At 67.5% G+C, this 21,960-nt stretch carries 22 protein-coding genes and 1 tRNA gene; 16 read left to right on the forward strand and 7 right to left on the reverse strand.

Features of this window, described 5'->3' with window-relative positions:
• Positions 1 to 147 precede the first annotated feature (147 nt).
• The 6 genes from GOQ09_RS22780 to rbsD are packed head-to-tail and all read left to right on the forward strand — an operon-like array spanning position 148 to position 6,228.
• On the forward strand, positions 148 to 1,104 hold the full coding sequence (locus tag GOQ09_RS22780) for a sugar ABC transporter substrate-binding protein (protein WP_157615970.1): 957 nt from the start codon (positions 148 to 150) through the stop codon (positions 1,102 to 1,104).
• Between the two features lie 43 nt (positions 1,105 to 1,147).
• The gene (locus GOQ09_RS22785) at positions 1,148 to 2,776 is read left to right on the forward strand and encodes a sugar ABC transporter ATP-binding protein (protein ID WP_157615972.1); all 1,629 of its coding nucleotides are present in this window, start codon (positions 1,148 to 1,150) and stop codon (positions 2,774 to 2,776) included.
• Positions 2,773 to 3,756 (forward strand): ABC transporter permease, encoded by a 984-nt coding sequence (locus tag GOQ09_RS22790; RefSeq protein ID WP_157615974.1) that lies wholly within the window; start codon positions 2,773 to 2,775, stop codon positions 3,754 to 3,756. The genes GOQ09_RS22785 and GOQ09_RS22790 overlap by 4 nt, the downstream gene beginning before the upstream one ends.
• A gap of 26 nt (positions 3,757 to 3,782) precedes the next feature.
• Positions 3,783 to 4,874, forward strand: coding sequence for a LacI family DNA-binding transcriptional regulator (locus tag GOQ09_RS22795; RefSeq protein WP_157615975.1), 1,092 nt, complete (start codon positions 3,783 to 3,785; stop codon positions 4,872 to 4,874).
• The gene (gene rbsK, locus GOQ09_RS22800) at positions 4,871 to 5,839 is read left to right on the forward strand and encodes a ribokinase (RefSeq protein WP_165442115.1); all 969 of its coding nucleotides are present in this window, start codon (positions 4,871 to 4,873) and stop codon (positions 5,837 to 5,839) included. Before GOQ09_RS22795 ends, rbsK begins: the two co-directional genes overlap by 4 nt.
• Entirely contained in the window at positions 5,836 to 6,228 is a 393-nt protein-coding gene (rbsD, locus tag GOQ09_RS22805) for a D-ribose pyranase (protein ID WP_157615977.1), read from the forward strand. Before rbsK ends, rbsD begins: the two co-directional genes overlap by 4 nt.
• A 13-nt stretch (positions 6,229 to 6,241) precedes the next feature.
• Here rbsD and GOQ09_RS22810 read toward each other — a convergent pair whose 3' ends face one another.
• Complete coding sequence (locus GOQ09_RS22810) at positions 6,242 to 7,255, reverse strand: glycerophosphodiester phosphodiesterase family protein (protein WP_157615979.1); 1,014 nt, start codon at positions 7,253 to 7,255, stop codon at positions 6,242 to 6,244.
• The gene (locus tag GOQ09_RS22815; protein ID WP_157615981.1) at positions 7,252 to 8,133 is read right to left on the reverse strand and encodes an MOSC domain-containing protein; all 882 of its coding nucleotides are present in this window, start codon (positions 8,131 to 8,133) and stop codon (positions 7,252 to 7,254) included. The genes GOQ09_RS22810 and GOQ09_RS22815 overlap by 4 nt, the downstream gene beginning before the upstream one ends.
• Before the next feature lie 90 nt (positions 8,134 to 8,223).
• Between GOQ09_RS22815 and GOQ09_RS22820 the strand changes: the two genes are divergently transcribed.
• The 4 genes from GOQ09_RS22820 to GOQ09_RS22835 all read left to right on the forward strand — a co-directional run bounded on the left by GOQ09_RS22820 (position 8,224) and on the right by GOQ09_RS22835 (position 12,862).
• Entirely contained in the window at positions 8,224 to 9,375 is a 1,152-nt protein-coding gene (locus tag GOQ09_RS22820) for an FAD-dependent monooxygenase (protein ID WP_157615982.1), read from the forward strand.
• Positions 9,376 to 9,395: 20 nt separating this feature from the next.
• Positions 9,396 to 10,118 carry a DsbC family protein gene (locus GOQ09_RS22825; protein WP_157615984.1) on the forward strand — a complete coding sequence of 241 codons (723 nt, stop codon included), beginning with the start codon at positions 9,396 to 9,398 and terminating at the stop codon, positions 10,116 to 10,118.
• A complete protein-coding gene (locus tag GOQ09_RS22830) occupies positions 10,118 to 11,971 on the forward strand; it encodes a M61 family metallopeptidase (protein WP_157615986.1) in 1,854 nt (617 codons plus the stop codon). Before GOQ09_RS22825 ends, GOQ09_RS22830 begins: the two co-directional genes overlap by 1 nt.
• A gap of 111 nt (positions 11,972 to 12,082) precedes the next feature.
• Positions 12,083 to 12,862: an enoyl-CoA hydratase gene (locus tag GOQ09_RS22835; RefSeq protein ID WP_157615987.1), complete on the forward strand. Its 780-nt coding sequence runs from the start codon at positions 12,083 to 12,085 to the stop codon at positions 12,860 to 12,862.
• Between the two features lie 25 nt (positions 12,863 to 12,887).
• Here GOQ09_RS22835 and GOQ09_RS26425 read toward each other — a convergent pair whose 3' ends face one another.
• On the reverse strand, positions 12,888 to 14,192 hold the full coding sequence (locus tag GOQ09_RS26425; protein ID WP_242630921.1) for a hypothetical protein: 1,305 nt from the start codon (positions 14,190 to 14,192) through the stop codon (positions 12,888 to 12,890).
• The gene (locus tag GOQ09_RS22845) at positions 14,189 to 14,854 is read right to left on the reverse strand and encodes a sigma-70 family RNA polymerase sigma factor (protein ID WP_157615988.1); all 666 of its coding nucleotides are present in this window, start codon (positions 14,852 to 14,854) and stop codon (positions 14,189 to 14,191) included. The genes GOQ09_RS26425 and GOQ09_RS22845 overlap by 4 nt, the downstream gene beginning before the upstream one ends.
• A gap of 149 nt (positions 14,855 to 15,003) precedes the next feature.
• On the opposite strand from GOQ09_RS22845, the gene GOQ09_RS22850 reads away from it, so the two are divergent.
• Positions 15,004 to 15,080: transfer RNA gene (locus tag GOQ09_RS22850), tRNA-Met, on the forward strand.
• Between the two features lie 210 nt (positions 15,081 to 15,290).
• On the opposite strand, the gene GOQ09_RS22855 is transcribed toward GOQ09_RS22850, so the two are convergent.
• Positions 15,291 to 16,046: a TetR/AcrR family transcriptional regulator gene (locus GOQ09_RS22855; RefSeq protein WP_157615990.1), complete on the reverse strand. Its 756-nt coding sequence runs from the start codon at positions 16,044 to 16,046 to the stop codon at positions 15,291 to 15,293.
• 127 nt (positions 16,047 to 16,173) lie between these two features.
• Between GOQ09_RS22855 and GOQ09_RS22860 the strand changes: the two genes are divergently transcribed.
• Positions 16,174 to 17,085: a c-type cytochrome gene (locus GOQ09_RS22860; RefSeq protein WP_157615992.1), complete on the forward strand. Its 912-nt coding sequence runs from the start codon at positions 16,174 to 16,176 to the stop codon at positions 17,083 to 17,085.
• 19 nt (positions 17,086 to 17,104) lie between these two features.
• On the opposite strand, the gene alkB is transcribed toward GOQ09_RS22860, so the two are convergent.
• Positions 17,105 to 17,764 carry a DNA oxidative demethylase AlkB gene (gene alkB, locus GOQ09_RS22865; RefSeq protein ID WP_157615994.1) on the reverse strand — a complete coding sequence of 220 codons (660 nt, stop codon included), beginning with the start codon at positions 17,762 to 17,764 and terminating at the stop codon, positions 17,105 to 17,107.
• Positions 17,761 to 19,212 carry a PLP-dependent aminotransferase family protein gene (locus GOQ09_RS22870; RefSeq protein ID WP_157615996.1) on the reverse strand — a complete coding sequence of 484 codons (1,452 nt, stop codon included), beginning with the start codon at positions 19,210 to 19,212 and terminating at the stop codon, positions 17,761 to 17,763. The genes alkB and GOQ09_RS22870 overlap by 4 nt, the downstream gene beginning before the upstream one ends.
• 97 nt (positions 19,213 to 19,309) lie before the next feature.
• On the opposite strand from GOQ09_RS22870, the gene GOQ09_RS22875 reads away from it, so the two are divergent.
• From GOQ09_RS22875 to GOQ09_RS22890, 4 genes are all read left to right on the forward strand, one after another.
• Entirely contained in the window at positions 19,310 to 19,498 is a 189-nt protein-coding gene (locus tag GOQ09_RS22875; RefSeq protein WP_157615998.1) for a DUF2970 domain-containing protein, read from the forward strand.
• Complete coding sequence (locus GOQ09_RS22880) at positions 19,498 to 20,205, forward strand: c-type cytochrome (protein WP_157616000.1); 708 nt, start codon at positions 19,498 to 19,500, stop codon at positions 20,203 to 20,205. Before GOQ09_RS22875 ends, GOQ09_RS22880 begins: the two co-directional genes overlap by 1 nt.
• A 16-nt stretch (positions 20,206 to 20,221) precedes the next feature.
• The gene (locus tag GOQ09_RS22885) at positions 20,222 to 21,505 is read left to right on the forward strand and encodes a c-type cytochrome (RefSeq protein ID WP_157616819.1); all 1,284 of its coding nucleotides are present in this window, start codon (positions 20,222 to 20,224) and stop codon (positions 21,503 to 21,505) included.
• Positions 21,506 to 21,686: 181 nt separating this feature from the next.
• Entirely contained in the window at positions 21,687 to 21,950 is a 264-nt protein-coding gene (locus GOQ09_RS22890; protein ID WP_157616001.1) for a hypothetical protein, read from the forward strand.
• The last annotated feature ends 10 nt before the right edge of the window (positions 21,951 to 21,960 follow it).

The raw sequence follows: 21,960 nt of genomic DNA on the forward strand, positions 1-21,960 counted from the left end.
ACCGTTTGCGGGGTGTGCGAGACAGCTCAAATTGCTCAGGGTTAAACCCAAGTAGCAAACGTTTGCGCAAACGTTTTCGTTAGTTAATATCGGAGCCCCCGGCAGAGACCGGCGCCCCCGCTCAACCACCTCAGGAGACACATCACCATGAAGTTCACCCGCCGTACGCTGCAAAGCGCAGCCGCTCTGACGTTGCTGGGCGCCTTCGCCGCCACGCCCGCCCTCGCCCAAGAGAAGCCCAAGGTGGCGCTGGTCATGAAGTCGCTGGCCAACGAATTCTTCCGCACCATGGAAGACGGCGCCAAGGCGCACCAGAAAGCCAATGCCTCGCAATACACGCTGGTGGCCAACGGCATCAAGGACGAGACCGACACGGCTGCCCAGATCAAGATGGTCGAGCAGATGATGGCGCAGAAGATCAATGCGCTGGTCATTGCGCCGGCCGATTCGAAGGCGCTGGTGCCGGTGGTCAAGGCGGCCATCGACCGGGGCATCCTGGTCGTCAACATCGACAACCAGTTCGACGCCGCCGCGCTGAAGGAAAAGGGCATCCAGGTGCCTTTCGTCGGCCCTGACAACCGCGCCGGCGCCAAGCTGGTCGGCGACGAGCTGGCCAAGAGCCTGAAAGCCGGCGACAAGGTCGGCATCATCGAAGGCGTTTCGACCACCTTCAATGCGCAGCAGCGCACCCTCGGCTACCAGGACGCGATGAAGGCCGCCGGCGTGACGGTGGTGGGCGTGCAGTCGGGCCAGTGGGAAATCGACAAGGGCAACACGGTGGCCGCCGGCATGATGCGCGAGCACCCCGACCTGAAGGCGCTGCTGGCGGGCAACGACAGCATGGCGCTGGGCGCCGTGGCTGCCGTCAAGGCCGCCGGCAAGACCGGCAAGGTGCTGGTGGTGGGCTACGACAACATCGGCGCCATCAAGCCGATGCTGAAGGACGGCCGCATGCTTGCCACCGCGGACCAGTTCGCCGCCAAGCAGGCGGTGTTCGGCATCGAGACCGCGCTCAAGGCGCTGGCCGAGAAAAAGCCGCAGTCGAGCATGCCGGCCGAAGTGAAGACTGACGTGGTGCTGGTCACCAAGACGTCGTCCAAGTAAGCAACAAGAGAAAGAGTCGCCGTTGAACGCATCCGCCGTCGCCATGAATACAGGTCTTGCCACGCCCGTGCTCTCGCTGAGCGCACTCGGCAAGGACTATGCGGCGCCGGTGCTCGACGACGTTTCGCTGGTACTGAATGCCGGCGAAGTGCTTGCGCTCACGGGCGAGAACGGCGCGGGCAAGAGCACCCTCTCGAAGATCGTCTGCGGCCTGGTGCAGCCGACGCGCGGCCAGATGCTGCTGGGCGGCACGCCGTTCCAGCCCGCATCGCGCCGCGACGCCGAGCGGCTGGGCGTGCGCATGGTCATGCAGGAGCTGGGGCTGGTCAACACGCTGTCGGTGGCCGAGAACCTGCTGCTCGACCGGCTGCCCAACCAGACCGGCTGGATTCGCCGCGGCAAACTGCACGACCTGGCCGCGCAGCAGCTCGCAAAAATCGGCATGCAGAACATCGACCCGGCCACGCCCGTGGCGCGGCTCGGCATTGGCCAGCAGCAGATGGTCGAGATTGCGCGCAACCTGCAGGACGACACGCGCGTGCTGGTGCTCGACGAGCCCACCGCCATGCTCACGCCGCGCGAAACCTCGCACCTATTCGAGCAGATCGAACTGCTCAAGGCGCGCGGCGTGGCCATCGTCTATGTGTCGCACCGGCTCGAGGAATTGCAGCGCATTGCCGACCGCGTGGCGGTGCTGCGCGACGGCCGGCTGGTCGATGTGCGCGCCATGGCCGGCGTGCGCGAATCCGAACTGGTCCAGCGCATGGTGGGACGCGCGGTGCACGAACACGAAGGGCGTGACCGCCGAGTGGCCGGCCCAGTACTGCTGAGCGCGCGCGGCATCGGCCGCGCCGAGGTCGTGAAGGGCGTGGACATCGACCTGCACGCGGGCGAAGTCATGGGCCTGGCGGGCCTGGTCGGTTCGGGCCGGACCGAACTCGTGCGGCTGCTGTTCGGTGCGGACCGCGCCGACAGCGGTGAAATTCTTCTATACGACGGCATCGCCAGCACGCAGCCGGTGCAGCGCGCGCCCAAGGGCTGGCGGTCGCCGATGCAGGCCATTCGCGCGGGCATCGGCCTGGTGACTGAAGACCGTAAGTCGCAAGGCTTGCTGCTCACGCAGCCGATTCGCGTCAATGCCACGTTGAGCGACCTGGGCGCCATCTCGCACGCCGGCTGGCTGCAACGCGCCAAGGAGCGCGGCATTGCCAAGCGGCTGGTCGAGCTGCTGCGCATTCGTTCGCGCAGCATCGAGCAGCCCGTTGCCACGCTGAGCGGCGGCAACCAGCAGAAGGTGGTGTTCGCACGCTGGCTGCACCGCGAATGCAAGGTGCTATTGCTCGACGAGCCCACGCGCGGCGTGGACGTGGGTGCGCGTGCCGACCTGTATGCCGAACTCGACCGCATGACCGAGGCCGGCAAGGCGCTCTTGATGGTGTCTAGCGACCTGCGCGAGCTGATGGCCATGTGCGACCGCATCGGCGTGATGAGCGCCGGCCGGCTGGTGGCAGTGTTCGAGCGCGGCCAGTGGAGCGAACAATCGCTGCTCGCCGCCGCTTTCAGCGACGCGGCGGGACGCGCCCCTGCGCCAATGCCGCCGACGCCCCCGATGGCGGGCTCCGCCATTTCCGATTCGAACAAGGCCCAACCGGCCTCCGCCGAGACACCATGAACGCAGCCGCCGCTACCTCCGCCCAGCCCTCCGCTCTCAAGGGCCAGTTGGGCACCTACCTTGGCCTCACGGTCGTGCTCGTGGGCATGGTCGTGCTTTTCGGTTCGCTGAGCGAGTACTTCTTTACCCGCGAAACCTTCATCTCCATTGCCAACGAAATTCCCGCTCTGGCGGTGATGGCCATCGGCATGACCTTCGTGCTGATCATCGCGGGCATCGATCTTTCGGTGGGCTCGGTGCTCGCCCTCAGCGCCGCGGTCACGGCCGCAGCCATCTTGCAATGGCAGCTCTCGGTGCCGGTGGCTGCCGCGCTGGGCCTTGCGACCGGGCTGGTGTGCGGCACGGTCACGGGCGCGGTGTCGGTGGCATGGCGCCTTCCGAGCTTCATCGTCTCGCTGGGCATGCTCGAAGCAGTGCGCGGCGGTGCGTATCTGGTCACCGATTCGCGCACGCAATATGTGGGCGATGCGATCTCCGGCCTTGCAGCGCCCTGGGTCGGCGGCATTTCGGCGGCTTTCGTGCTGGCGGTGGTGCTGGTGGTGGTGGGCCAACTGGTACTCACGCGCACGGTCTTCGGCCGGCACGTGGTGGGCATCGGCACCAATGAAGAAGCCATGCGGCTTGCGGGCATCGACCCGCGGCCGATCCGCATCATCGTGTTTGCCGCCACCGGCCTCTTGGCCGGGCTTGCGGGGCTGATGCAGTCGGCACGGCTCGAGGCGGCGGACCCGAATGCAGGCGTCGGCATCGAGCTGCAGGTGATCGCGGCCGTGGTGATCGGCGGCACCAGCCTCATGGGCGGACGCGGCTCGGTGGTCAACACCTTCTTCGGCGTGCTCATCATCGCGGTGCTCGAAGCCGGGCTCGCCCAGGTGGGCGCGAGCGAGCCGAGCAAGCGCATCATCACCGGCGCGGTGATCGTGGTTGCGGTGATCATCGACACCTTGCGCCAGCGCCGGGCCGATCGCCGCCTGGCCTGACGCCTTCATGAAAAAGGGAACACGCCATGGCCACCATCAAGGACGTCGCGCTGCGCGCGGGGGTTTCGGTTACCACCGTCTCGCATGTGGTCAACGACACGCGCCACGTGAGCGCCAAGGGTCGCGAACGGGTGGAGCAGGCCATCCGCGAATTGGGCTATGTGCCGAATGCGATGGCGCGCAGCCTGAAGAGCAACACCACGTCGACGCTGGGCATGCTGATTCCAAACAGTTCGAACCCGTACTTTGCCGAGATCGTGCGCATCGTGGAAGACCGCTGCTTTGGCGCCGGTTACACGCTGGTGCTGTGCAACACCGACGACGAGCCCCGGCGCCAGAGCGTGTACCTGCAGGTGCTGGCCGAACGCCGCATCGACGGGCTGATCGTGGTGTCCACGGGCGCGGGCGACGACGACTCGCTGGTCACGCAACTGCACGGCCTGCGCATTCCCACGGTGCTGGTCGACCGCGAGATTGCGGACCCGGCCTGCGACCTGGTGGAAACCGCCCACATGCAGGGCGGCCTGCTCGCGGTGCGGCACCTGCTGTCGCTCGGCCACAAGCGCATTGCCTGCATTGGCGGGCCGGTGGGCGTGATGCCGAGCGAGCAGCGCATCGAAGGCTGGCGCATGGCGCTGGCCGAAGCCGGCGCCACGCCGAATGCCGATGCGCTGCTGTGGCGCGGCGGCTTCACGAGCCAGGGCGGCTACGAGGCGATGCACGCCATCCTGCGTACCGAGCAGGCGCCTTCGGCCGTGTTCGTCTGCAACGATCTGATGGCCATCGGCGCCCTGCGCGCGGCGCATGAAAGCGGCGTGCATGTGCCCGACGACCTGTCGATCGTCGGCTTCGACGACATCGAACTCTCGGCCTACACCAGCCCCCCGCTCACTACCGTGGCGCAACCCAAGGAGCGCATCGGCGCACTGGCGGTCGACATGCTGCTGGAGCGCGTGGGCGGCAAGCGGCGCGATGCGCGCAAGGTGGTGCTGCAGCCCGAGCTTCGCGTGCGCGCCTCGACAGCGCGGCATGCGAGCTTCCGCGAGGCGGCCGTGCCCGCTCCTGCCGCCGCGCCTGTTTCTTCTCCAACGGAAAACCGAAAGTCCCGCGCCCCGTGAGTTCCCAGCCTTCTTTTCCCAGCGCTGCGCAGCAGCAGCCCCGCATCGTGGTGCTCGGCAGCCTGAACATGGACATCGTGCTGCGCGTGCCGCAGGCGCCTTCCGCCGGTGAAACCCTGCTGGGCCGCTCGATCGCCCACATTCCCGGCGGCAAGGGCGCCAACCAGGCCGTGAGCTGCGCGCGCGAAGGCGGCAGGGTCAGCATGATCGGCTGCGTCGGCAGCGACGCGCACGGCCAGGCGCTGCGCTCAGCGCTCACGCAAGACGGCATCGACACCGCCGCGCTGCGCACGGACGGCAGCGAGCCCACCGGCACGGCGCTGATCCTGGTGGAGGACAGCGGCCAGAACCGCATCGTGATGATCCCCGGCGCCAACGCGAAGGTAGAGATCGACGAGGCGGCGCTGCGGCAACAGCTGCAAGGCGCGGCCTTTCTGGTGGCGCAGTTCGAGACACCGATGCACGAGGTTGCCCGCGCCATCACGGTGGCACACGAGGCAGGCTGCAAGGTGCTGCTCAACCCGTCGCCGGTGCAGCCCATCGCCGAGCCGCTGTGGCCGCGCATCGACACGCTGGTCGTCAATGAAATCGAAGCGGAGGCGCTGTGCGGACAGGTCGCCGATAGCTCGCAGGAAGCCGCGCTGGCCGGCCAAGCCTTGCGTGCCAAGGGCATTCAGCGCGTGGTCGTCACGCTCGGCGCGCGCGGCGCGGTGGCTGTCGATGCCGACGGCGCGCGCCACCATCCCGCACCCAAAGTGCAGGCGGTCGACACCACCGCGGCCGGCGACACCTTCCTCGGTGCGCTGGCGGTCGCATTGGGCGAAGGCCAGTCGTTCGACGAAGCCGTTCGCCTGGGCATTCGCGCGGCCGCGCTGTGCATTCAGCAGCCCGGCGCCCAACCTTCCATTCCGCAGCGCGACGCCGTGCTGCAAAGCCCCATGCCCCCTGACTGGACCGCGCTGTGAAACGTACCGCCCTGCTCAACTCCGAACTTTCCCAGGTCATCGCCTCGATGGGCCACGGCGACATGCTGGTGATCGGCGATGCGGGCCTGCCGATTCCGGACGGACCGCGGCGCATCGACCTTGCGGTGACACGCGGCGTGCCGCTGCTCACCGAGGTGCTTCAAGCCGTTCTTTCGGAGATGCAGGTCGAGAGCATCGTGGTGGCGGATGAGGCCCTGAACGGCGCCAACGCCCTGCCCGCCTGGTATCCGCAATCGCTCGGCATTTCGCCGCAAACCGTGTCGCATGAAGAGTTCAAGCGCCGCAGCGCGAAGGCGCGTGCCATCGTGCGCACGGGCGAGTGCACGCCCTACGCCAACATCATGCTGATTGCCGGCGTGAGCTTCTGAGGCGCCTCCGGCTTCAATCCGGCATGCGGGAGCGCACTGCCGGACCGATGCGCTCGATGCGATTGGTCCACAGCCCGCCGCGATAGTCGAGGGGCAGCTCCGCAAGCGTCTCGGTGTTGTCGATGCCACTACTGAAGTCGCCGCCCGCATAGGGCCCGACCACCACCAGCCGAGTGTCGGCTGTCTCCAGCCGGCGCTGCAGCCGATGCGGCCAGCCCCAGAGCCATGGCGCCACATTGACCGGCACCAGCATCAAGCCGCTCCGGCATGCTTCGGGCATGTAGCTCGACCAGCCAAGCGCCGCGTAGCGCAGCAGGCACTGCACCAGCGCACTGCGCGGCGCGATTCGAATGTCCGGCAACGCCTGCTTGAGCGCGCTGACCGGCTCGTCGCTGCCGTACACCACGAGTCGGCTTCTCTGCACGGCATCCAGAGCGGCGAGGCGGCCTGCAAGCAGCCGGCCTTCTTCCGCGTCGCGGCTCTTCATGTGAATCAGAAAGCGCCTCGTCGGGAACTCGCCCAGTACCTGCGACAGACTCGGCATCAATCCGATGCCCTTACCTCGCAACGGATAGGTCTTGCCCCCGTCGTAGGTATAGCCGTAGCCCACGTCCAGCACCTGCAGTTGCGCCAGCGCGTAATCGCGCACGACGCCTCGCCCCTCGGTTCGGCATTCAAGCGTCCAGTCGTGGAACACCGCAAACGCGCCGTCTTTGGTGGGATGGACATCGAACTCCACCATGTCCGCGCCGGCGTCGAAGGCTGCCCGCATCGACGGCAGCGTGTTTTCGATCAACGCATGCGTTGGCGCGTGAATCTGGCCGGCGGTGCAGGTATCGCTGCGCAAACCGCGCACATCGAAAGTCTGATGCACGCCGCGGTGGGAGAGCAAAAAGGGCCGCGCTGCAGGCGGCTGGAGCCATCGCGACTGATTGCCGACAAAAAGCAGCACCGACGCAAGCGCGACGAGCGCCAAAAGCACCGCCAGCCCGCGCAGCGTGCGGCTGCCTTTCCGGCTGCCCTTCATTCGAACCGGTAGTTCGCGCCCACGGCCTGCCCGATTTTGAGCATGTGCTCCATGCCCTGCAGCACGATGCAGTTCATGCCGAAGGTGATCCGCCCGTCGACGCGCGCATCGGCGCGGTAGGTGCGCAGCATGTCGCCAACCTCGGGGCTGCTGACGCCGGTGGCCGGGTCGATGTCCGGAATCGGACAACGCGTGCAGGGCTTTACCGGCTTGAGCTCGGCGTCGCCTTCGGCTGTTTCGATGTGCAGCGCGTCGACGCGGTCTTCATCGTGCGACTCGATGCCCGCCAGCACGATGTTGGGCCGAAAGCGTTCGATGCCGACCGCATCGTGCCCCGCGGCGGCCAGCCGCTCGTTGAGTTCGGCCAGCGAACCCTCGCTGGCCACCAGCAGCGGGTAGCCGTCGGCAAACTGGTTCGTTGCCTCGACGCCCCCCGTCCAATCCAGGCTTGACAGCCGCTTGTGCTCAGGATCGAAGCGCACCAGGCGCAGCGTCTGCGGCTTGCCCGGCTCGGAGAGAAAGTCGCTGAACCACTGCGCCGCGATATCGCCCATGTCGTAGGCGGCTACTTCGTCTTTCCAGACTTTCGCGCGCACCGGCTTTTCGACCTTGTCGAACGCGAGGTGCAGGGCCAGCATGCCGGGCGCCCGCAGCACCACTTCCATCTGCTTCATTTGCGGCTTGATCAGCGCCATGCGCGGCAGCTGGCGCTGGGTGACGAACTCGCCCTGTGCATCGACCACCATCCAGGCGCGGTCGAATTCGAGCCCGGTTTCGGTCAGCAGCGCCTCGGGGAGCTCGACTCCGGCGCATGATTTGACGGGATAGACGAAGAGACGCGCAATGGTGGCCTGAAGATCGAAAGCGGGCTGTGGCACGTGGGGTTCCTTGGAATTCGGCCGAGATTCTCCCGCATCGGCCATTCCGGGGCGAGCCCCGGGCCTGGGCATAGTTCTTACAATGAGCCGATGGCCCTCCCCCCTGAAGTTTGCATACGCGGTGCCGGCATCGTCGGCCGGACGTTGGCCCTGCTGCTTGCGCGCGAGCGCGTGCGCGTTGCGCTGGTGGCGCCGCCCGCCACGGCGGGCAAGGACGACATCCGCGCCTACGCGCTCAACACTGCCTCGAAGAAGCTGCTCGAATCGCTGCGCGCCTGGCCGGATGCGGCGCATGCCACGCCGGTGCGCGAAATGCTCGTGAACGGCGACGAGGGCGGCCGCGTGCAGTTCAACGCCGTGCGCCAGAAGGTCGAGGCGCTGGCCTGGATCGTCGATGTTCCCGCGCTCGAAAAGCAGCTGGCGGACGCGGTCCGATTCCAGCCCCAGGTTGAAGTGGTGGCCGACCCTGTGCCGGCCCCGCTCACCGTGGTGTGCGAGGGCAAGGCCAGCACCACGCGCGAGGCGCTCGGCGTGAGCTACGCGGTGACGCGCTATCCGCAGCATGCGATTGCCGCGCGGCTCGAAGCGGCGCAGTCGCATGACGGCGTGGCACGCCAGTGGTTCAACGACAAGGGCGAGGTGCTGGCGCTGCTGCCGATGGGCGGGGTGCACGGCCGCTCGGTCGCGCTGGTGTGGTCGGTCGACCAGCTTCGCGCGCCTGCGCTGCTGGCGCAGAGCACTGAAGAATTCAACGCCGCCGTGAGCGAGGCCAGCCAAGGCGCCCTGGGCGCGCTGCAACTCACGAGCGAACGCGCCGCCTGGCCGCTCGCGCGCGCCATTGCCGACCGCTGGACCGGCGCCATGCCCAACCCGGCGCAGGGCGCTTCTTCTTTGCAACCCGCGCAGTCGTGGGCATTGGCTGGTGACGCCGCCCACACGGTGCATCCGCTCGCGGGCCAGGGCCTGAACCTGGGCCTGGCCGATGCGGCCATGCTGGCCGAGGTGATCAAGCAGCGCGAGTACTGGCGCAGCGTGGGCGATGCGCGCCTGCTGCGCCGCTACGAGCGCGCCCGCCGCGCCGACGTGCTGCAGATGAGCCTTGCCACCGACGGCCTGCAGCAACTTTTTTCGCACAGCATGGGGCCCCTGCCCGCGCTGCGCAACTGGGGCATGCGCGGCTTCGACCGCACGCGCCTCCTCAAGCACTGGATCGCCAACCAGGCGATGGGCTTGAGGGCATGAATCCATCGACCGGACTTTCAATGAAACTCGCACGCCACCTTCTTCTCGCCGCCTGCACCTTGGGTGCGGCCGTCACAGCCCTTGCCGGCGAAGCCGAGATCCGCAAGAACCTGCAGGCCCGCATTCCGCAGTTTCCGGCCATCGACGAAGTCACCAAGTCGCCGCTGCCGGGCCTTTATGAAGTGCGCGTGAACGGCTTTCAGATCTACTACACCGACGAGCAGGGCAACTACCTGCTGCAGGGCAACCTCATCGACGTGAATGCGCGCAAAAACCTGACCGAGGAGCGCATCGAGAAGCTCAGCCAGGTCTCGTTCGACAAGCTGCCCGTGAAGGACGCGATCAAGATCGTGCGCGGCACCGGCAAGCGCAAGCTCGCGGTGTTCGAGGACCCGAACTGCGGCTACTGCAAGCGCTTCGAGAAAGACATGAAGACTGTCGACAACGTGACCGTCTACCTGTTCCTCTACCCGGTGCTCGGCCCGGATTCGGCCACCAAGTCGCGCGACATCTGGTGCAGCAAGGACAAGGGCAAGGCCTGGGCCGACTGGATGGAAGCCAACGTCAAGCCCACCGCCGCCGCAAGCAGCTGTGACGTGACAGCGCTGCAGCGCAACGTGGAGTTCGGTCGCAAGTACAACATCACCGGCACGCCCACTCTGATCTTCACCGACGGCACCCGCACGCCGGGCGCCATTCCGGCAGAGCAGGTCGAAAAGCAACTCACCGCGTCCACCAACTGATGGCCGCGCCGACGACCGCTTCTCGGCGCGCGCGAGCGGCTGCGCCGGCCGCCGCGGTGCGCTATCGCATCGAATGCGCGGACTTGCACGCGCACCTCTTCAGCGTGACGCTGACCATCGACGCGCCCTCCGCGCAGCAGCGCGTGACGCTGCCCGTGTGGATTCCGGGCAGCTACCTGGTGCGCGAGTTCGCCAAGAACCTGCAGGGCCTGCGCGCCGTTCAAGGGCGCCGCAAGCCCGTGCTGACGCAGCTCGACAAGTGCAGCTGGCAGATCGATTGCGTGCCGGGGCAACCGCTGGTGCTGCACTACCAGGTGTGCGCCTACGACAACTCGGTGCGCACCGCCTGGCTCGACGCCGAGCGAGGCTTCTTCAATGGCACGAGCCTGTGCCTGCGGGTAGAGGGCCAGACCGATGCGCCGCATGCGCTGGACATCGTTGCGCCCGCGCTGCCACCAGACGATGCGCCCTGGTCGTGCGCCACTGCGCTCGTTCCGACGAAAACCGACAAGCACGGCTTCGGCAGCTACCTGGCCGCCGGCTACGACGAGCTGGCCGACAGCCCGGTCGAGATGGGCGCCTTCTGGAGCGCGGAGTTCGAGGCCTGCGGCGTGCCGCACCGCTTCGTCATTGCGGGTGCCGCAGCCTCGTTCGACGGCGAGCGGCTGATTGCCGACACGCAGGCCATCTGCGAAGCCGAGATCCGCTTCTGGCATGGCGACAAGGCCGGCAAGCGCGGCGGGCCCAAGCTGCCCATCGACCGCTACGTGTTCATGCTCAACGCGGTGGACGACGGCTATGGCGGCCTCGAGCACCGGCACTCCACGGCGCTGATCTGCAACCGGCGCGACCTGCCGCAGCGCAACGCCAAGAAGCAGCCCGAGGGCTACACCACGCTGATGGGGCTGATCAGCCACGAGTACTTCCACACCTGGAACGTCAAGCGCATGCGCCCGGCTGAGTTTGCGCACTACGACTATGGCCGCGAAAACTACACGCAACTGCTCTGGTTCTTCGAGGGCTTTACCAGCTACTACGACGACCTGCTGCTGCGCCGCGCCGGCCGCATCGACGACGCAGGCTACTTGCGCCTGCTCAACAAGACCATCAACCAGGTGCTGCAGACCCCCGGCCGGCTGGTTCAGCCGGTGGCCGACGCAAGCTTCGACGCCTGGATCAAGTATTACCGGCAGGACGAGCAGACGCCCAACAGCACCGTCAGCTACTACACCAAGGGCGCGCTCGTGGCACTGTGCTTCGACCTGACGCTGCGGCGCGAAGGCAGGGGCACGCTCGACGACGTGATGCGCCACCTGTGGATGCAAAGCGGCGGCGGCCCGATCAGCGAAGCCGACATGGCCTCGGCGCTCGAAGCCGTGGGCGGCCGCTCTTATGCAGCCGAAATTGCGCAATGGGTGCATTCCACCGACGAGCTGCCGCTTTCGGACTTGCTGCGCGCGCACGGCGTGGCCGCACTCGAAGACCCCTCGCAGCCGGCACAGGCATTGGGCATGCGCGTGGCCGAAGCCAACGGCAGCGTTCAGGTCAAGGTGGTGCTGCGCGGCGGCACGGCGGAGAAAGCTGGCTTCTCGGCCAACGACGAGTGGATCGGTATCGAGATGCCGGCCGCCGGCAAGAAAGGGCAGCAACGTCCCGCGCAAGCCTGGCGCATCACCAAGCTCGACGACCTGGCGCTGTACCTGGGCGATGCCACGCGCTTCACCGCGCTGGTAGCGCGCGACCGCAAGCTGCTGAGGCTCCCGCTGGTGCGGCCGGAAGGTGCCACCACGTGGCGGCTGTTCCTGCACGACACGGCAAAAGTGGCGGCCTGGCTCGCGCCCGCGCGGCGCTGAACTACAGACGCTCGAATTCTCAAGTAAGTCTTGCCCAGCGTGGCCGCAAAGGCGCCTGCGCCTGATGCTGGGTATAGTGAAGCGAGGCATTTTCTTTCTCCCGGAGACACCATGAGCTACGAAAACATCGAAGTGCGGACCGAAGCAGGCAAGGTCGGCATCATCACCCTCAACCGCCCCAAGGCGCTGAATGCGCTGAACGACGCGCTGATGACCGAGTTGGGCCAGGCGCTCAAGGCCTTCGATGCCGACGATGCCATCGGCTGCATCATCCTGACGGGCAGCGAACGCGCCTTTGCGGCCGGCGCCGACATCGCGGCCATGGCCAAGTACAGCTTCATCGACACCTACAAGGGCGACTACATCACGCGCAACTGGGAAACGATCCGCTCGATCCGCAAGCCGGTGATCGCGGCCGTGAGCGGCTTTGCACTGGGCGGCGGCTGCGAGCTCGCGATGATGTGCGACTTCATCATCGCGGCCGACAACGCCAAGTTCGGCCAGCCCGAAATCAAGATCGGCGTGATCCCCGGCGCCGGCGGCACGCAGCGCCTGCCGCGCGCGGTGGGCAAGAGCAAGGCGATGGACATGGCGCTCACCGCCCGCATGATGGACGCGGCCGAAGCCGAGCGCGCGGGCCTCGTAAGCCGCGTGGTGCCTTACGAAAAGCTGGCCGACGAGGCGCTGGGCGCCGCGCTGATCATTGCCGGCTACTCGCAGATCGCCGTGATGGCGGCCAAGGAGTCGGTCAACCGCGCCTTCGAAAGCGGCCTCTCCGACGGCGTGATGTTCGAGCGCCGGCTGTTCCACGCGCTGTTTGCCACGGCCGACCAGAAGGAAGGCATGGACGCCTTCCTCAACAAGCGCCAGCCCGACTTCAAGAACGCCTGACGGCGCTGCAGCGCCAGCTTGCCTGCTATTGCCGCGCGAGCAGCGCCCGCAGCGCAGCGAGCGCCGATGCTGGCGGCGTGCCGACCGATGGACGGCCGCCCGTTTGCGGCGTCCATCGCACCTGGTCGCCCGCGATCTCGAGCACGGCAAGCAGGGCCGTGCCGCGATAGAGCTCCAGGCGCGCCTCGACCGGCGCCGCCAGGTCGCCGCCAGGAACCGTGGCCGAACGCGCCACCGAATTCACCGATGCCGCCAGTCCTTCGACGTCGCCGCGTGCATGGCGCACGGCTTGCCCGGCGCGCACGTAGTTGAAGGACGTCCAGCCGTCCAGCGCCGAGAACTGCGACGTATCGCCTTGCGGGCTTGCACCCTTGGCGGCGGCTGCTGCGCGCGGAGCGGGTGCCTGGCGCATGGCGGGGGAAGACTCGGTATTGGCATTGCGTTGTGCGGACAACGCCGGCGCGCTGCTGTCCGCAGATTCGCGCTGAACTGATGGCGGGCCTGGCAGGGCCATGGGCGCGGCGGGTGGAGCGGATGCAATCGCGGGCGCGCCACCAATGGCGCCGCTCGGGCGGTCGCTTTCCGATTCGGTTGAACGGCGGTCCTCCGCGCGCGGGAACGCCCGGGGCTCGGTCGCGGATTGCTCCGCAACGGACGGCGGTGGTGCTGCTGGTGCTGGTGCTGGAGGCGCCGCGGCAGCCACGGGCGGCGGCGCCTCCAACGTCTTCCTGCCCATCTCCGGCGTGGCCGCGGCCTGCTTGGCGGACGGCGCCGGTGCGGGCCGACGCAACCCATCGGCCCTGCTCCTGGCCGACTCCTCGTTCGCGGTATCGCGCGCAGGTTCGATGGCCTGCGGGGCCGGCTGGACGGGCGCGGCCTCCCGTGCTGCCGGTGCTTGCGGCTCCGGAGCGACAACTGCGGGACTGGGCGCAGAAGGCTGCACAGGCGCCGGCGCCGCGGCTCCGCCGACCTGCGCCTCTCCATCGAGCCGCGCATCGGGAATCGGCTCGCGGTACCAGAGCACGGTCACGAAGGTGGCCACGAGCACGGTTGCAAAGGCCGCATTCCACGGCATGCCGGAATGCGCTTCTCCGGCGCCGAACAAACGCCGCCACCACGGTGCGGCGCCCTTGTCTTCGGACGCCGGCCCCGGCTTGGAAACGGGCGCCAGGTTGTGCGCCATCTTCCTGATTGCATCCCGGGTGCGTGGATCGGGCATCGCGCCGCTGTCCGGCGCATGGTCAAGGGCGCGGCGCAACACCGGGTCATGCAACGCGCCGTCGTCGCCGCCGTTCTCGAAACCGCTGCTGTTCTTGCCGCCGCTGCTCATGCGCGTTGCTCCAGCACCGACAGATAGCGCTCCATGCAGCCACGCAGTTTCTGCAGCCCGTAGCGCAGCCGGCTGCGCACGGTTTCGAATCCGATTTCCAGGCTTGCCGCGAGCGCCTCGACCGTCAGCCCGTCTTCATGGTGCAGCAGGAATGCGGCGCGCTGCTCGGGCGGCAGTTCGTCAAGGCAGGCCAACAATCGGCGGCCGGCGGCGCGCCAGAACGCGAGCTCCTCGGCCGAAGGATGCGCCGCGGCATCGCCCGCGCCGCGCACGCCACGGTCGAGCGTGGGCACGGCATCGTCGCCGTCGTCCGGATGGGGGTCGAGCGCCACTTCTCGGCCGCTCACGCGCAACCGGTCCATGGCCAGGTTGTGCGCGATGGTGAAAGCCCAGGTTCGCCAGGCGGCGCCTTGCGGCGAAAAGCTGTCGCGCGCGGAAATGATGCGCACCCAGGTGTCCTGGAACACCTCGTCGGCCTGCGCCGCCAGCCGCGCGCCCAGCAGCCGCTTGACGAAGCGGAACAGCCCGCCCTCGTGGCGCGCGTAGAGCACGTCGAACGCGGCGCCGTCGCCGCGCGCGTAGGCCAGCATCAACTGGTCGTCGGGCATGGCGTCGCGTTCGGTGGCGGCTTTGGCGGAAGGGGCGCGGGGGAGCGCGGACATCGGAGGATTCTCACCCGGGCTTGTACGGGCGGCAGCCGGCTTCGGGGTTGGGCGTCGCAAAAAAGACACCGCATTCGGCTTGCCGGAGCTTGATCGAAGGCCCGCAGCCTGCGCTATAATCTTGGGCTCGGCACAAAACTGTGCCGAACGGCTCTTTAGCTCAGTCGGTTAGAGCGATGGAATCATAATCCACAGGTCCGCGGTTCGAATCCGTGAAGAGCCACCAAGATCATTAAAAGCCTTGCAGGTCAACGACTTGCAAGGCTTTTTTGTTTTCCGCGGCGTGCCGGTTCCGCCCTTTTCGCCCCCGTTTTTTCCACTGCCGGGCCCGGTGCCCGTTCAGCGGGCAATGTGGTGCAAACCCGCGCCAGTGCTTGTTCCGGCGACCCGGGTCCTCAGACAACCCACAGAGTTGTGCACAGAAAAACGGGACAAGTCATCCGTTGGACTTGCGCGGCTGCTTGGCGCGCCCCGGCGCCTTGACCGGGGCCTTGACTGGCGCATCGGCCAGCGCCGGAAAAGGCGGCAGGGGACGATAGGCCACCTGCTTGGCCGCGGTTGGTTCCATGCCGAATGCCCGCAGCAGGCAGGTTGCCACTTCTCGCCCATGAGTGGCGGGCAAGCCCCCCATCGCCACGCTGCGCATGGCCTGGGTCACGGCGCCGTTCAACACGTCCATGGCAGCCGCTTCGCTCGGCACCCGAAAGCTCTTCTGCTTGATGCCAAGGCGCATGTCGGCCAGCGCGTAGTGCTGGATCTCGAGCAGCAGCGAGGGCGCCGCCGCGGCGACATCCAGCATCAGCAGCGCCCATGCGGGGCTTTCGTGCGCGAGCCAGATGTAGCGCTGGATACCGATCGCCATGCGCTGCGCCCCCTCGGCCACGCCGGCCTGGCTGTCCGAGATGCGTTGGCACAGCGTTTCCGCTAGCCACAGCGCCACGGCGCCGGCCAGCTCATCCTTGGTTTTGAAGTGGTTGTAGACGGTGCCGGTCGTCATGCCAGCCACCGCCGCAACCTCCAGCATGGTGGCCGCCGCGTAACCGCGTGCGCTGAATACCTTGATGGCGGCCTGCACCAGCTGCAGCCGCGTGCGCTCGCGCTTCAAGAGGCCCGGCCGGGGCGCCACAAGACTTTCGGCCAGGGCGGCCGGAAGTGGTATGGACGGTGCCATGAAGCCGATCGTACTATCCATTTTTGAACGCAATGTTCATTTTTGATCCACTCATGCAATAACGAGAGTTTGCCATGCAATCCGATCCCCGCCCTCGCCCGCAGGCCTTTGCACTGCGCCGTTCCGCACACCCGCTCCGGAGGCTCGCATGAGTGCCGGCGTCAAATGGGCAAGGCGCGCGGCAGTGCTCGTGGCCATTCTGGTTGCCGTTGCGGCCGCGGCGCTGTGGGTCGGAAACGAGCTTGCAACGCGCAAGATGCGGCGTACGGTCGAAGTCGCGGTGCAGCCCGTCGCCTTCCGCAGTGCGAGCGACAGCGCAGCGCTCGAGCGGGGGCGCTACCTGTATGCGTCCCGCGGCTGCGTCGACTGCCACGGTGCAGCGGCCAACGGCCGCACGTTCCTGGACGACGGCAACGGGATGCGCATTGCGGGGCCGAACATCAGCCCGGGGCCGGGCAGCGTGGTGGCGGGCTACACCCCGGTGGACTGGGTGCGTGCCATCCGGCATGGCGTCTCGCGCAGCGGCCGGCCGCTCATGGTGATGCCCAGCGAGGACTACAACCGCTGGACCGACGACGACCTCGCGTCGCTGGTGGCCTACCTGCGCTTCAAGGAACCTGCGAGCGGTGCAGGCGCAGTGGTCGAACTGCCGCTGCCGGTGCGGGCCCTCTACGGATTTGGCTGGATGGAGGATGCCGCGGCAAAGATCGACCACACCCGGCCGCCCGAACAGCCCGTGCCCGAAAGCGTGACCGTGAAGCACGGCGCGTATGTGGCCAACATGTGCATCGGCTGCCACGGCGCGAAGCTCAGCGGCGGCAAGATTCCCGGAGGTCCGCCGGAATGGCCTGCAGCCTCCAACCTGACGCCGGGCGAAGGAAGCGCCATGGTGCGCTATCCGGATGCGGACGCGATGCTGGCGCTGTTCAAGACCGGCAAGCGGCCCGACGGGTCGGCGGTGAAGGTCATGCCCTTCGAATCGCTCCGCGAGATGAACGACACCGACGTGCGCGCGCTGCACCTGTACCTGAAAAGCCTGCCGGCAGGTCCCAAAAGCTAGCGGCCCTCCTTACCCCCGCTCAGCCCGCCTTGCGGAAAGTGAGGTTGATGCGCCGGCTGCCGAGCAGCGCATGCGGCCGGTCTGCGAGCGGCAGCACGCCGTGGTAGCGCAGCCGGTCCGGCCCGCCCCAGACGACGACATCGCCGTGCCCGAGTGGAATGCGAGCGGCCTTGTCGCCGCGCGCGAGCCCGCCGAAAAGAAACGTGGCGGGCATGCCGAGCGAAACCGAGACGATGGGCGCGCCATAGTCGCGCTCGTCCTTGTCCTGGTGCAGCGACAGCCGCGTGCCGGGCTCGTAGCGGTTGACCAGGCAGGCGTCCGGCGCGAAGCCTTCGTACCCCGCTTCGGCGGCGGCGGCTTGCGCCAGGTGCTCGAACACGGCGGGCATCGGTGGCCAGGGCCGGCCGGTCTCGGGATCGAGTTCGCCGTAGCGGTAGCCGCGCCGGTCCGAGATCCAGCCGAGGCGGCCACAGTTGGTCATCGCCACGGACATGGTGAGGCCGCCCGGCGTCACGAGGTGCCGGAATGCGGCGCGCTGTTCGACCTCGTTCAATGCCGGCAGAAGTTCGTCCACGAAGGGCAACGCGAATCCACGCAGCACGAATGCGCCCGGGCCGATGGCCTCTCTGCCGCGCGGCAGGTCGGCATCTGGAGCATCGGAAAAAAGATCGAGCGTCACGGCGCGATTTTCTCGCGCACCGGGCCTTCGGCCGCTGCCTTGGCCACCAAATGCCCCAAGGTTTGCATCGCCTTTTCGGCCTGCGCGTCCCACGCATGGCCGTAGTTCAGGCGCAGGCAATGCGCAAAGCCGCGGGTCGCCGAAAAGATCGGCCCCGGCGCCACGCTGATGCCAAGCTCCAGCGCCTGGCTATGAATGTCGAGCGCATTCACGTGCGCCGGCAACTCGACCCACATGAAGTACCCGCCAAGCGGCCGCGTGGCCCGCGTGCCCGCCGGAAAGTAGTGGCCCACAGCTTGCGCAAAGCTCGCCTGTTGCACGGCCAAAGTCTGACGGAGCTTGCGCAGGTGCTTGTCGAGGCCGCCCTTCTCCAGATAGCTGGCCAGCGCGAGCTGCGCAGGCACCGAAGTGCTGAGCGTGGTGGTCAGCTTCAGCCGCGCCACCGAGCGCGCAAAGCGCCCTGCCGACACCCACCCGATGCGGTAGCCCGGTGCCAGGCACTTCGAGAATGAAGAGCAATGCAGCACGAGGCCCTGCGTGTCGAAGGCCTTGGCCGGAGGCGGGCGCCGGTCGCCGAAATAGAGCTCTGCGTACACGTCGTCTTCGATCAGCGGCAGCGCGTGCCGCGCGAGCAGTTCGACCAGCGCCTTCTTCTTCGCCTCGGGCATCAGGCTGCCGAGCGGGTTCTGGAAGGTCGTCATCAGCCAGCAGGCCTTGGGCCGGTGGGCCGCAATGGCGAGCTCCAGCGCGTCGAGATCGATGCCTTCGCCAGGATGCGTCGGCACCTCGATCGCGCGCAGGCCCATGCGCTCCAGCGCCTGCAGGGCCGCATAGAAGGTGGGCGATTCGACGATCACCGAATCGCCAGGCCGCGTAACCGCCGCAAGGCACAGGTTGAGCGCCTCCAGCGCGCCGTTGGTGACGACGATTTCATCGGCCGGCACCTGCATGGCGTCGCCAAGGTAGCGCAGTGCGATCTGCCGGCGCAGTGCCGCGCTGCCGGGCGTCAGGTCGTCCACCGTGCTCCACGGGTCGAGCGACTTGGCGCTGGCGGCCATGAACTGGCCCAGCCGCGCGAGCGGAAACAGCAGCGGGCTCGGAAACGCCGAGCCGAAAGGAACCACCTTGCGCGACATGCTGGCTTCGAGGATGTCGAACACGTGGCCGCTCACGTCGAGCGACTTTGGCCCCTCGGCCGGGCGCGAAGTGAGATTGGCCTCGGGCGGGGCATCGCGCAGCCCGCCGGCCGTGACGTAGTAGCCCGAGCGGTCGCGCGCACGCACCAGTCCGCGCGCTTCCAGCAGGTAATACGCCTGGAACACGGTGGACGCGCTCACGCCCCGGCTCTCGCCGGTCTGCCGCACCGAAGGCAGGCGGTCGCCGGTCTTCAGCGTGCCTTGGCGAATCGATGTCTCGATATCGGCGGCAAGGGCTTCGTAGCGCTTCATCGCGGGGCTGCTTTCATCTAGGGGACTGTATCTGCACTGGTGGTTTGATCCAGAACTGCATCTGTTTTTTTGCGTGCGATTGCGGCACAGTCGGTGCATGGTCAATCTCATGCGCGCGGTACGCGCTGTTCTCTGGAGTTTCATCGGGCTGGGTGGCCGCCGCGCGGATGCCGAACGGCGCACCGAGCAGGTCGGCGTGCTGCCGCTGATCGGCGTGGCGCTGGTCACGGTGCTGCTGCTCATTGCGGGGCTGCTGGCGCTTGCGCACTTTGCGGCCGGCACGTGATGAAGACCGTGCGCCACTTTTTCGCAAGCCTTGCAGGAATCGCATTGCTGTTGCTGCTCGGCGGCCACGGGGCTGCCATGGCGGCGGGTGGCATCGAGCAGCGCGTGGCCGCCTGCATTGCCTGCCACGGACGCGAAGGCGCCACCACCAATGCCGGCTACTTTCCGCGCCTGTCCGGCAAACCCGCGGGTTATCTGTTCAACCAGCTGCGGAGCTTTCGCGACGGCCGGCGCTTCAATGCCGACATGACCTACATGGTGCAGCACCTCTCCGATGCGTACCTGATGGAAATGGCCGAATACTTTGCGGGCCTGGACCTGCCCTACCCGCCCGTCTCGGCCGCGAGCGATGCAACGCCCGCGCAGATGGCGCGCGGCCGCCAACTGGCGCTCGAAGGCGATGCGGCCCGCCGCATTCCGGCCTGCGTGCAATGCCACGGCGCTGCGCTCACCGGCGTGCAGCCGACCATTCCGGGGCTGCTCGGGTTGCCTCGCCTTTACGTTTCTTCGCAGCTCGGCGCGTGGCTTACCAGCGAGCGGCATGCGCTCGCACCCGACTGCATGGCCGAGATCGGCCGCCGCATGACCACCGCCGACATCAACGCCGTGGCCAGCTGGCTTGCAGTGCAGCCCATGCCGGCCGACCCGAAGCCCGTGTCATCTTTGCCCGCAGCGCTGCCGATCGCGTGCGGCGGCATGCCGAAGTGAGGCGGCCATGAAGAAGATGCGATATCTCGGCTGGACGCTGCTGGTTCTGGTGCTGCTGCTCGGCGGCGCGGCCGGCGGTATCGTGGCGCTGAACCTGCGCGGCGAAGACCCGCTGCCCGAACACGCCGAAACCTTCAACGCCACGCCCCAGCAGGTCGAGCACGGGCGCTATCTTGCGCTGGCCGGCAACTGCGCCGGCTGCCACACCACGCGGGGCGGCCAGCCCTATGCCGGCGGCCTGCCGATCGAGACGCCATTTGGCACCGTGTATTCGAGCAACCTGACGCCCGATGACAAATCCGGCATCGGCGGCTGGAGCAGCGCGCATTTCTGGCGGGCCATGCACAACGGCCGCAGCAAGGACGGCCGGCTTTTGTATCCCGCGTTCCCGTATCCCAACTTCACGCAGGTCACGCGTGAAGATTCGGACGCCATCTACGCGTTCCTGCGCAGCGTGCCGCCCGCCCAGGTGCCCAACTTGGCGCACCGGCTGCGCTTTCCCTACGACACGCAGGCCGCGCTGGCGGTGTGGCGGGCCCTTTCCTTCAAGCCCGAGAGCTTCGTCGCGAACGCCGGCAAGCCCGCCGAATGGAATCGCGGCGCGTATCTGGTCGGCGGGCTGGGCCATTGCATCGCCTGCCATGGCCCTCGCGATTCGCTGGGCGCAACGCAGACCCAACTCGGCCTTTCGGGCGGGTTGATCGCAGTTGAGAACTGGTATGCGCCTTCGCTTGCCGATCCGCACGAGGCGGGCGTGGCCGACTGGCCCACGGCCGAAGTGGTCGCGCTGCTCAAGAGCGGCATCGCACCGCGCGGCTCTGTCATGGGGCCGATGGCCGACGTGGTGTTTCGCAGCACGCAGTACCTGAGCGAAGCCGACCTGGCCGCGATGGCAAGCTATTTGAAAGACCTGCCCGGCGCGCCGGCTCCGGCGTCTGGCGCGTCCGTGCGTCCTGCCATCGCCGTGCGCAGGGACGCCGGCACCATGGTGCGCGGCGCAAAGATCTACGACCAGCGTTGTGCCTATTGCCATGGCGACCAGGGCCAGGGAGTGCCGGGGGCGTTTCCGCCGTTGGCGGGCAACCGCGCCGTGAACATGGCGCAGACGGCAAACCTGATCCAGGTGATCGCGCACGGAGGCTACCTGCCCTCCACCGAAGGCAACCCGCGGCCTTACGGCATGCCGCCGTTCGGGCATCTGCTGGACGCGGCCGACGTGGCCGCGGTGCTCACCTTCATCCGCGGCTCATGGGGCAACGACAGCCCGCCAGTGACGCAACTCGACACCATGCGGCGCTGAGCGGACGGCGCAAGGCGCACTGGAGAGCTGTCGATACCGCGGCTGCTCAACCTCGATTTTTTGAACTCTTTTGTTTTCATCCGGGATTGCCCGAGGCGCCGCATCCCTTGTTTGCTGTTCCAATTCGTTACGGGAGTTGTTCTTAGGCGCCCCAGAACGCGCCACTCGAAGGAGAGCAACCTTGAGCCTTGTCGCTACGAATTTCTCGCACGCCAGCGTCGAGCGGCTGTGCGACTACGAACTGCCAGACCCGCTGGCACATGCCGCACCGCCGGCCGCACCGCCGGCCGACCCGCTTGCTGAACCCAACGGCGCAGAGAACGTTGCGCTGGCCTGGTGGCTGTGGATGGACGAAGTGGGCAAGACCATGCTGCGGCACTACGACACCTGGCGGCAACAACACCTCGGCGATCATCCGGCCAAGAGCCCGCCGCGAGGCCACTGAGCCGCCCCTG

The sequence above is a fragment of the Variovorax paradoxus genome, from assembly GCF_009755665.1.
Classification (GTDB): Bacteria; Pseudomonadota; Gammaproteobacteria; order Burkholderiales; family Burkholderiaceae_C; genus Variovorax; species Variovorax paradoxus_G.

What these genes read in the sequence shown, in the direction of transcription:
- GOQ09_RS22780 (WP_157615970.1), top strand. Translation starts at nt 148, where the DNA reads ATGAAGTTCACCCGCCGTACGCTGCAAAGCGCAGCCGCTCTGACGTTG.
- GOQ09_RS22785 (WP_157615972.1), top strand. Translation starts at nt 1,148, where the DNA reads ATGAATACAGGTCTTGCCACGCCCGTGCTCTCGCTGAGCGCACTCGGC.
- GOQ09_RS22790 (WP_157615974.1), top strand. Translation starts at nt 2,773, where the DNA reads ATGAACGCAGCCGCCGCTACCTCCGCCCAGCCCTCCGCTCTCAAGGGC.
- GOQ09_RS22795 (WP_157615975.1), top strand. Translation starts at nt 3,783, where the DNA reads ATGGCCACCATCAAGGACGTCGCGCTGCGCGCGGGGGTTTCGGTTACC.
- GOQ09_RS22810 (WP_157615979.1), bottom strand. Translation starts at nt 7,255, where the DNA reads ATGAAGGGCAGCCGGAAAGGCAGCCGCACGCTGCGCGGGCTGGCGGTG.
- GOQ09_RS22820 (WP_157615982.1), top strand. Translation starts at nt 8,224, where the DNA reads ATGGCCCTCCCCCCTGAAGTTTGCATACGCGGTGCCGGCATCGTCGGC.
- GOQ09_RS22825 (WP_157615984.1), top strand. Translation starts at nt 9,396, where the DNA reads ATGAAACTCGCACGCCACCTTCTTCTCGCCGCCTGCACCTTGGGTGCG.
- GOQ09_RS22830 (WP_157615986.1), top strand. Translation starts at nt 10,118, where the DNA reads ATGGCCGCGCCGACGACCGCTTCTCGGCGCGCGCGAGCGGCTGCGCCG.
- GOQ09_RS22835 (WP_157615987.1), top strand. Translation starts at nt 12,083, where the DNA reads ATGAGCTACGAAAACATCGAAGTGCGGACCGAAGCAGGCAAGGTCGGC.
- GOQ09_RS26425 (WP_242630921.1), bottom strand. Translation starts at nt 14,192, where the DNA reads ATGAGCAGCGGCGGCAAGAACAGCAGCGGTTTCGAGAACGGCGGCGAC.
- GOQ09_RS22845 (WP_157615988.1), bottom strand. Translation starts at nt 14,854, where the DNA reads ATGTCCGCGCTCCCCCGCGCCCCTTCCGCCAAAGCCGCCACCGAACGC.
- GOQ09_RS22855 (WP_157615990.1), bottom strand. Translation starts at nt 16,046, where the DNA reads ATGGATAGTACGATCGGCTTCATGGCACCGTCCATACCACTTCCGGCC.
- GOQ09_RS22860 (WP_157615992.1), top strand. Translation starts at nt 16,174, where the DNA reads ATGAGTGCCGGCGTCAAATGGGCAAGGCGCGCGGCAGTGCTCGTGGCC.
- GOQ09_RS22870 (WP_157615996.1), bottom strand. Translation starts at nt 19,212, where the DNA reads ATGAAGCGCTACGAAGCCCTTGCCGCCGATATCGAGACATCGATTCGC.
- GOQ09_RS22875 (WP_157615998.1), top strand. Translation starts at nt 19,310, where the DNA reads ATGGTCAATCTCATGCGCGCGGTACGCGCTGTTCTCTGGAGTTTCATC.
- GOQ09_RS22880 (WP_157616000.1), top strand. Translation starts at nt 19,498, where the DNA reads ATGAAGACCGTGCGCCACTTTTTCGCAAGCCTTGCAGGAATCGCATTG.
- GOQ09_RS22885 (WP_157616819.1), top strand. Translation starts at nt 20,222, where the DNA reads ATGCGATATCTCGGCTGGACGCTGCTGGTTCTGGTGCTGCTGCTCGGC.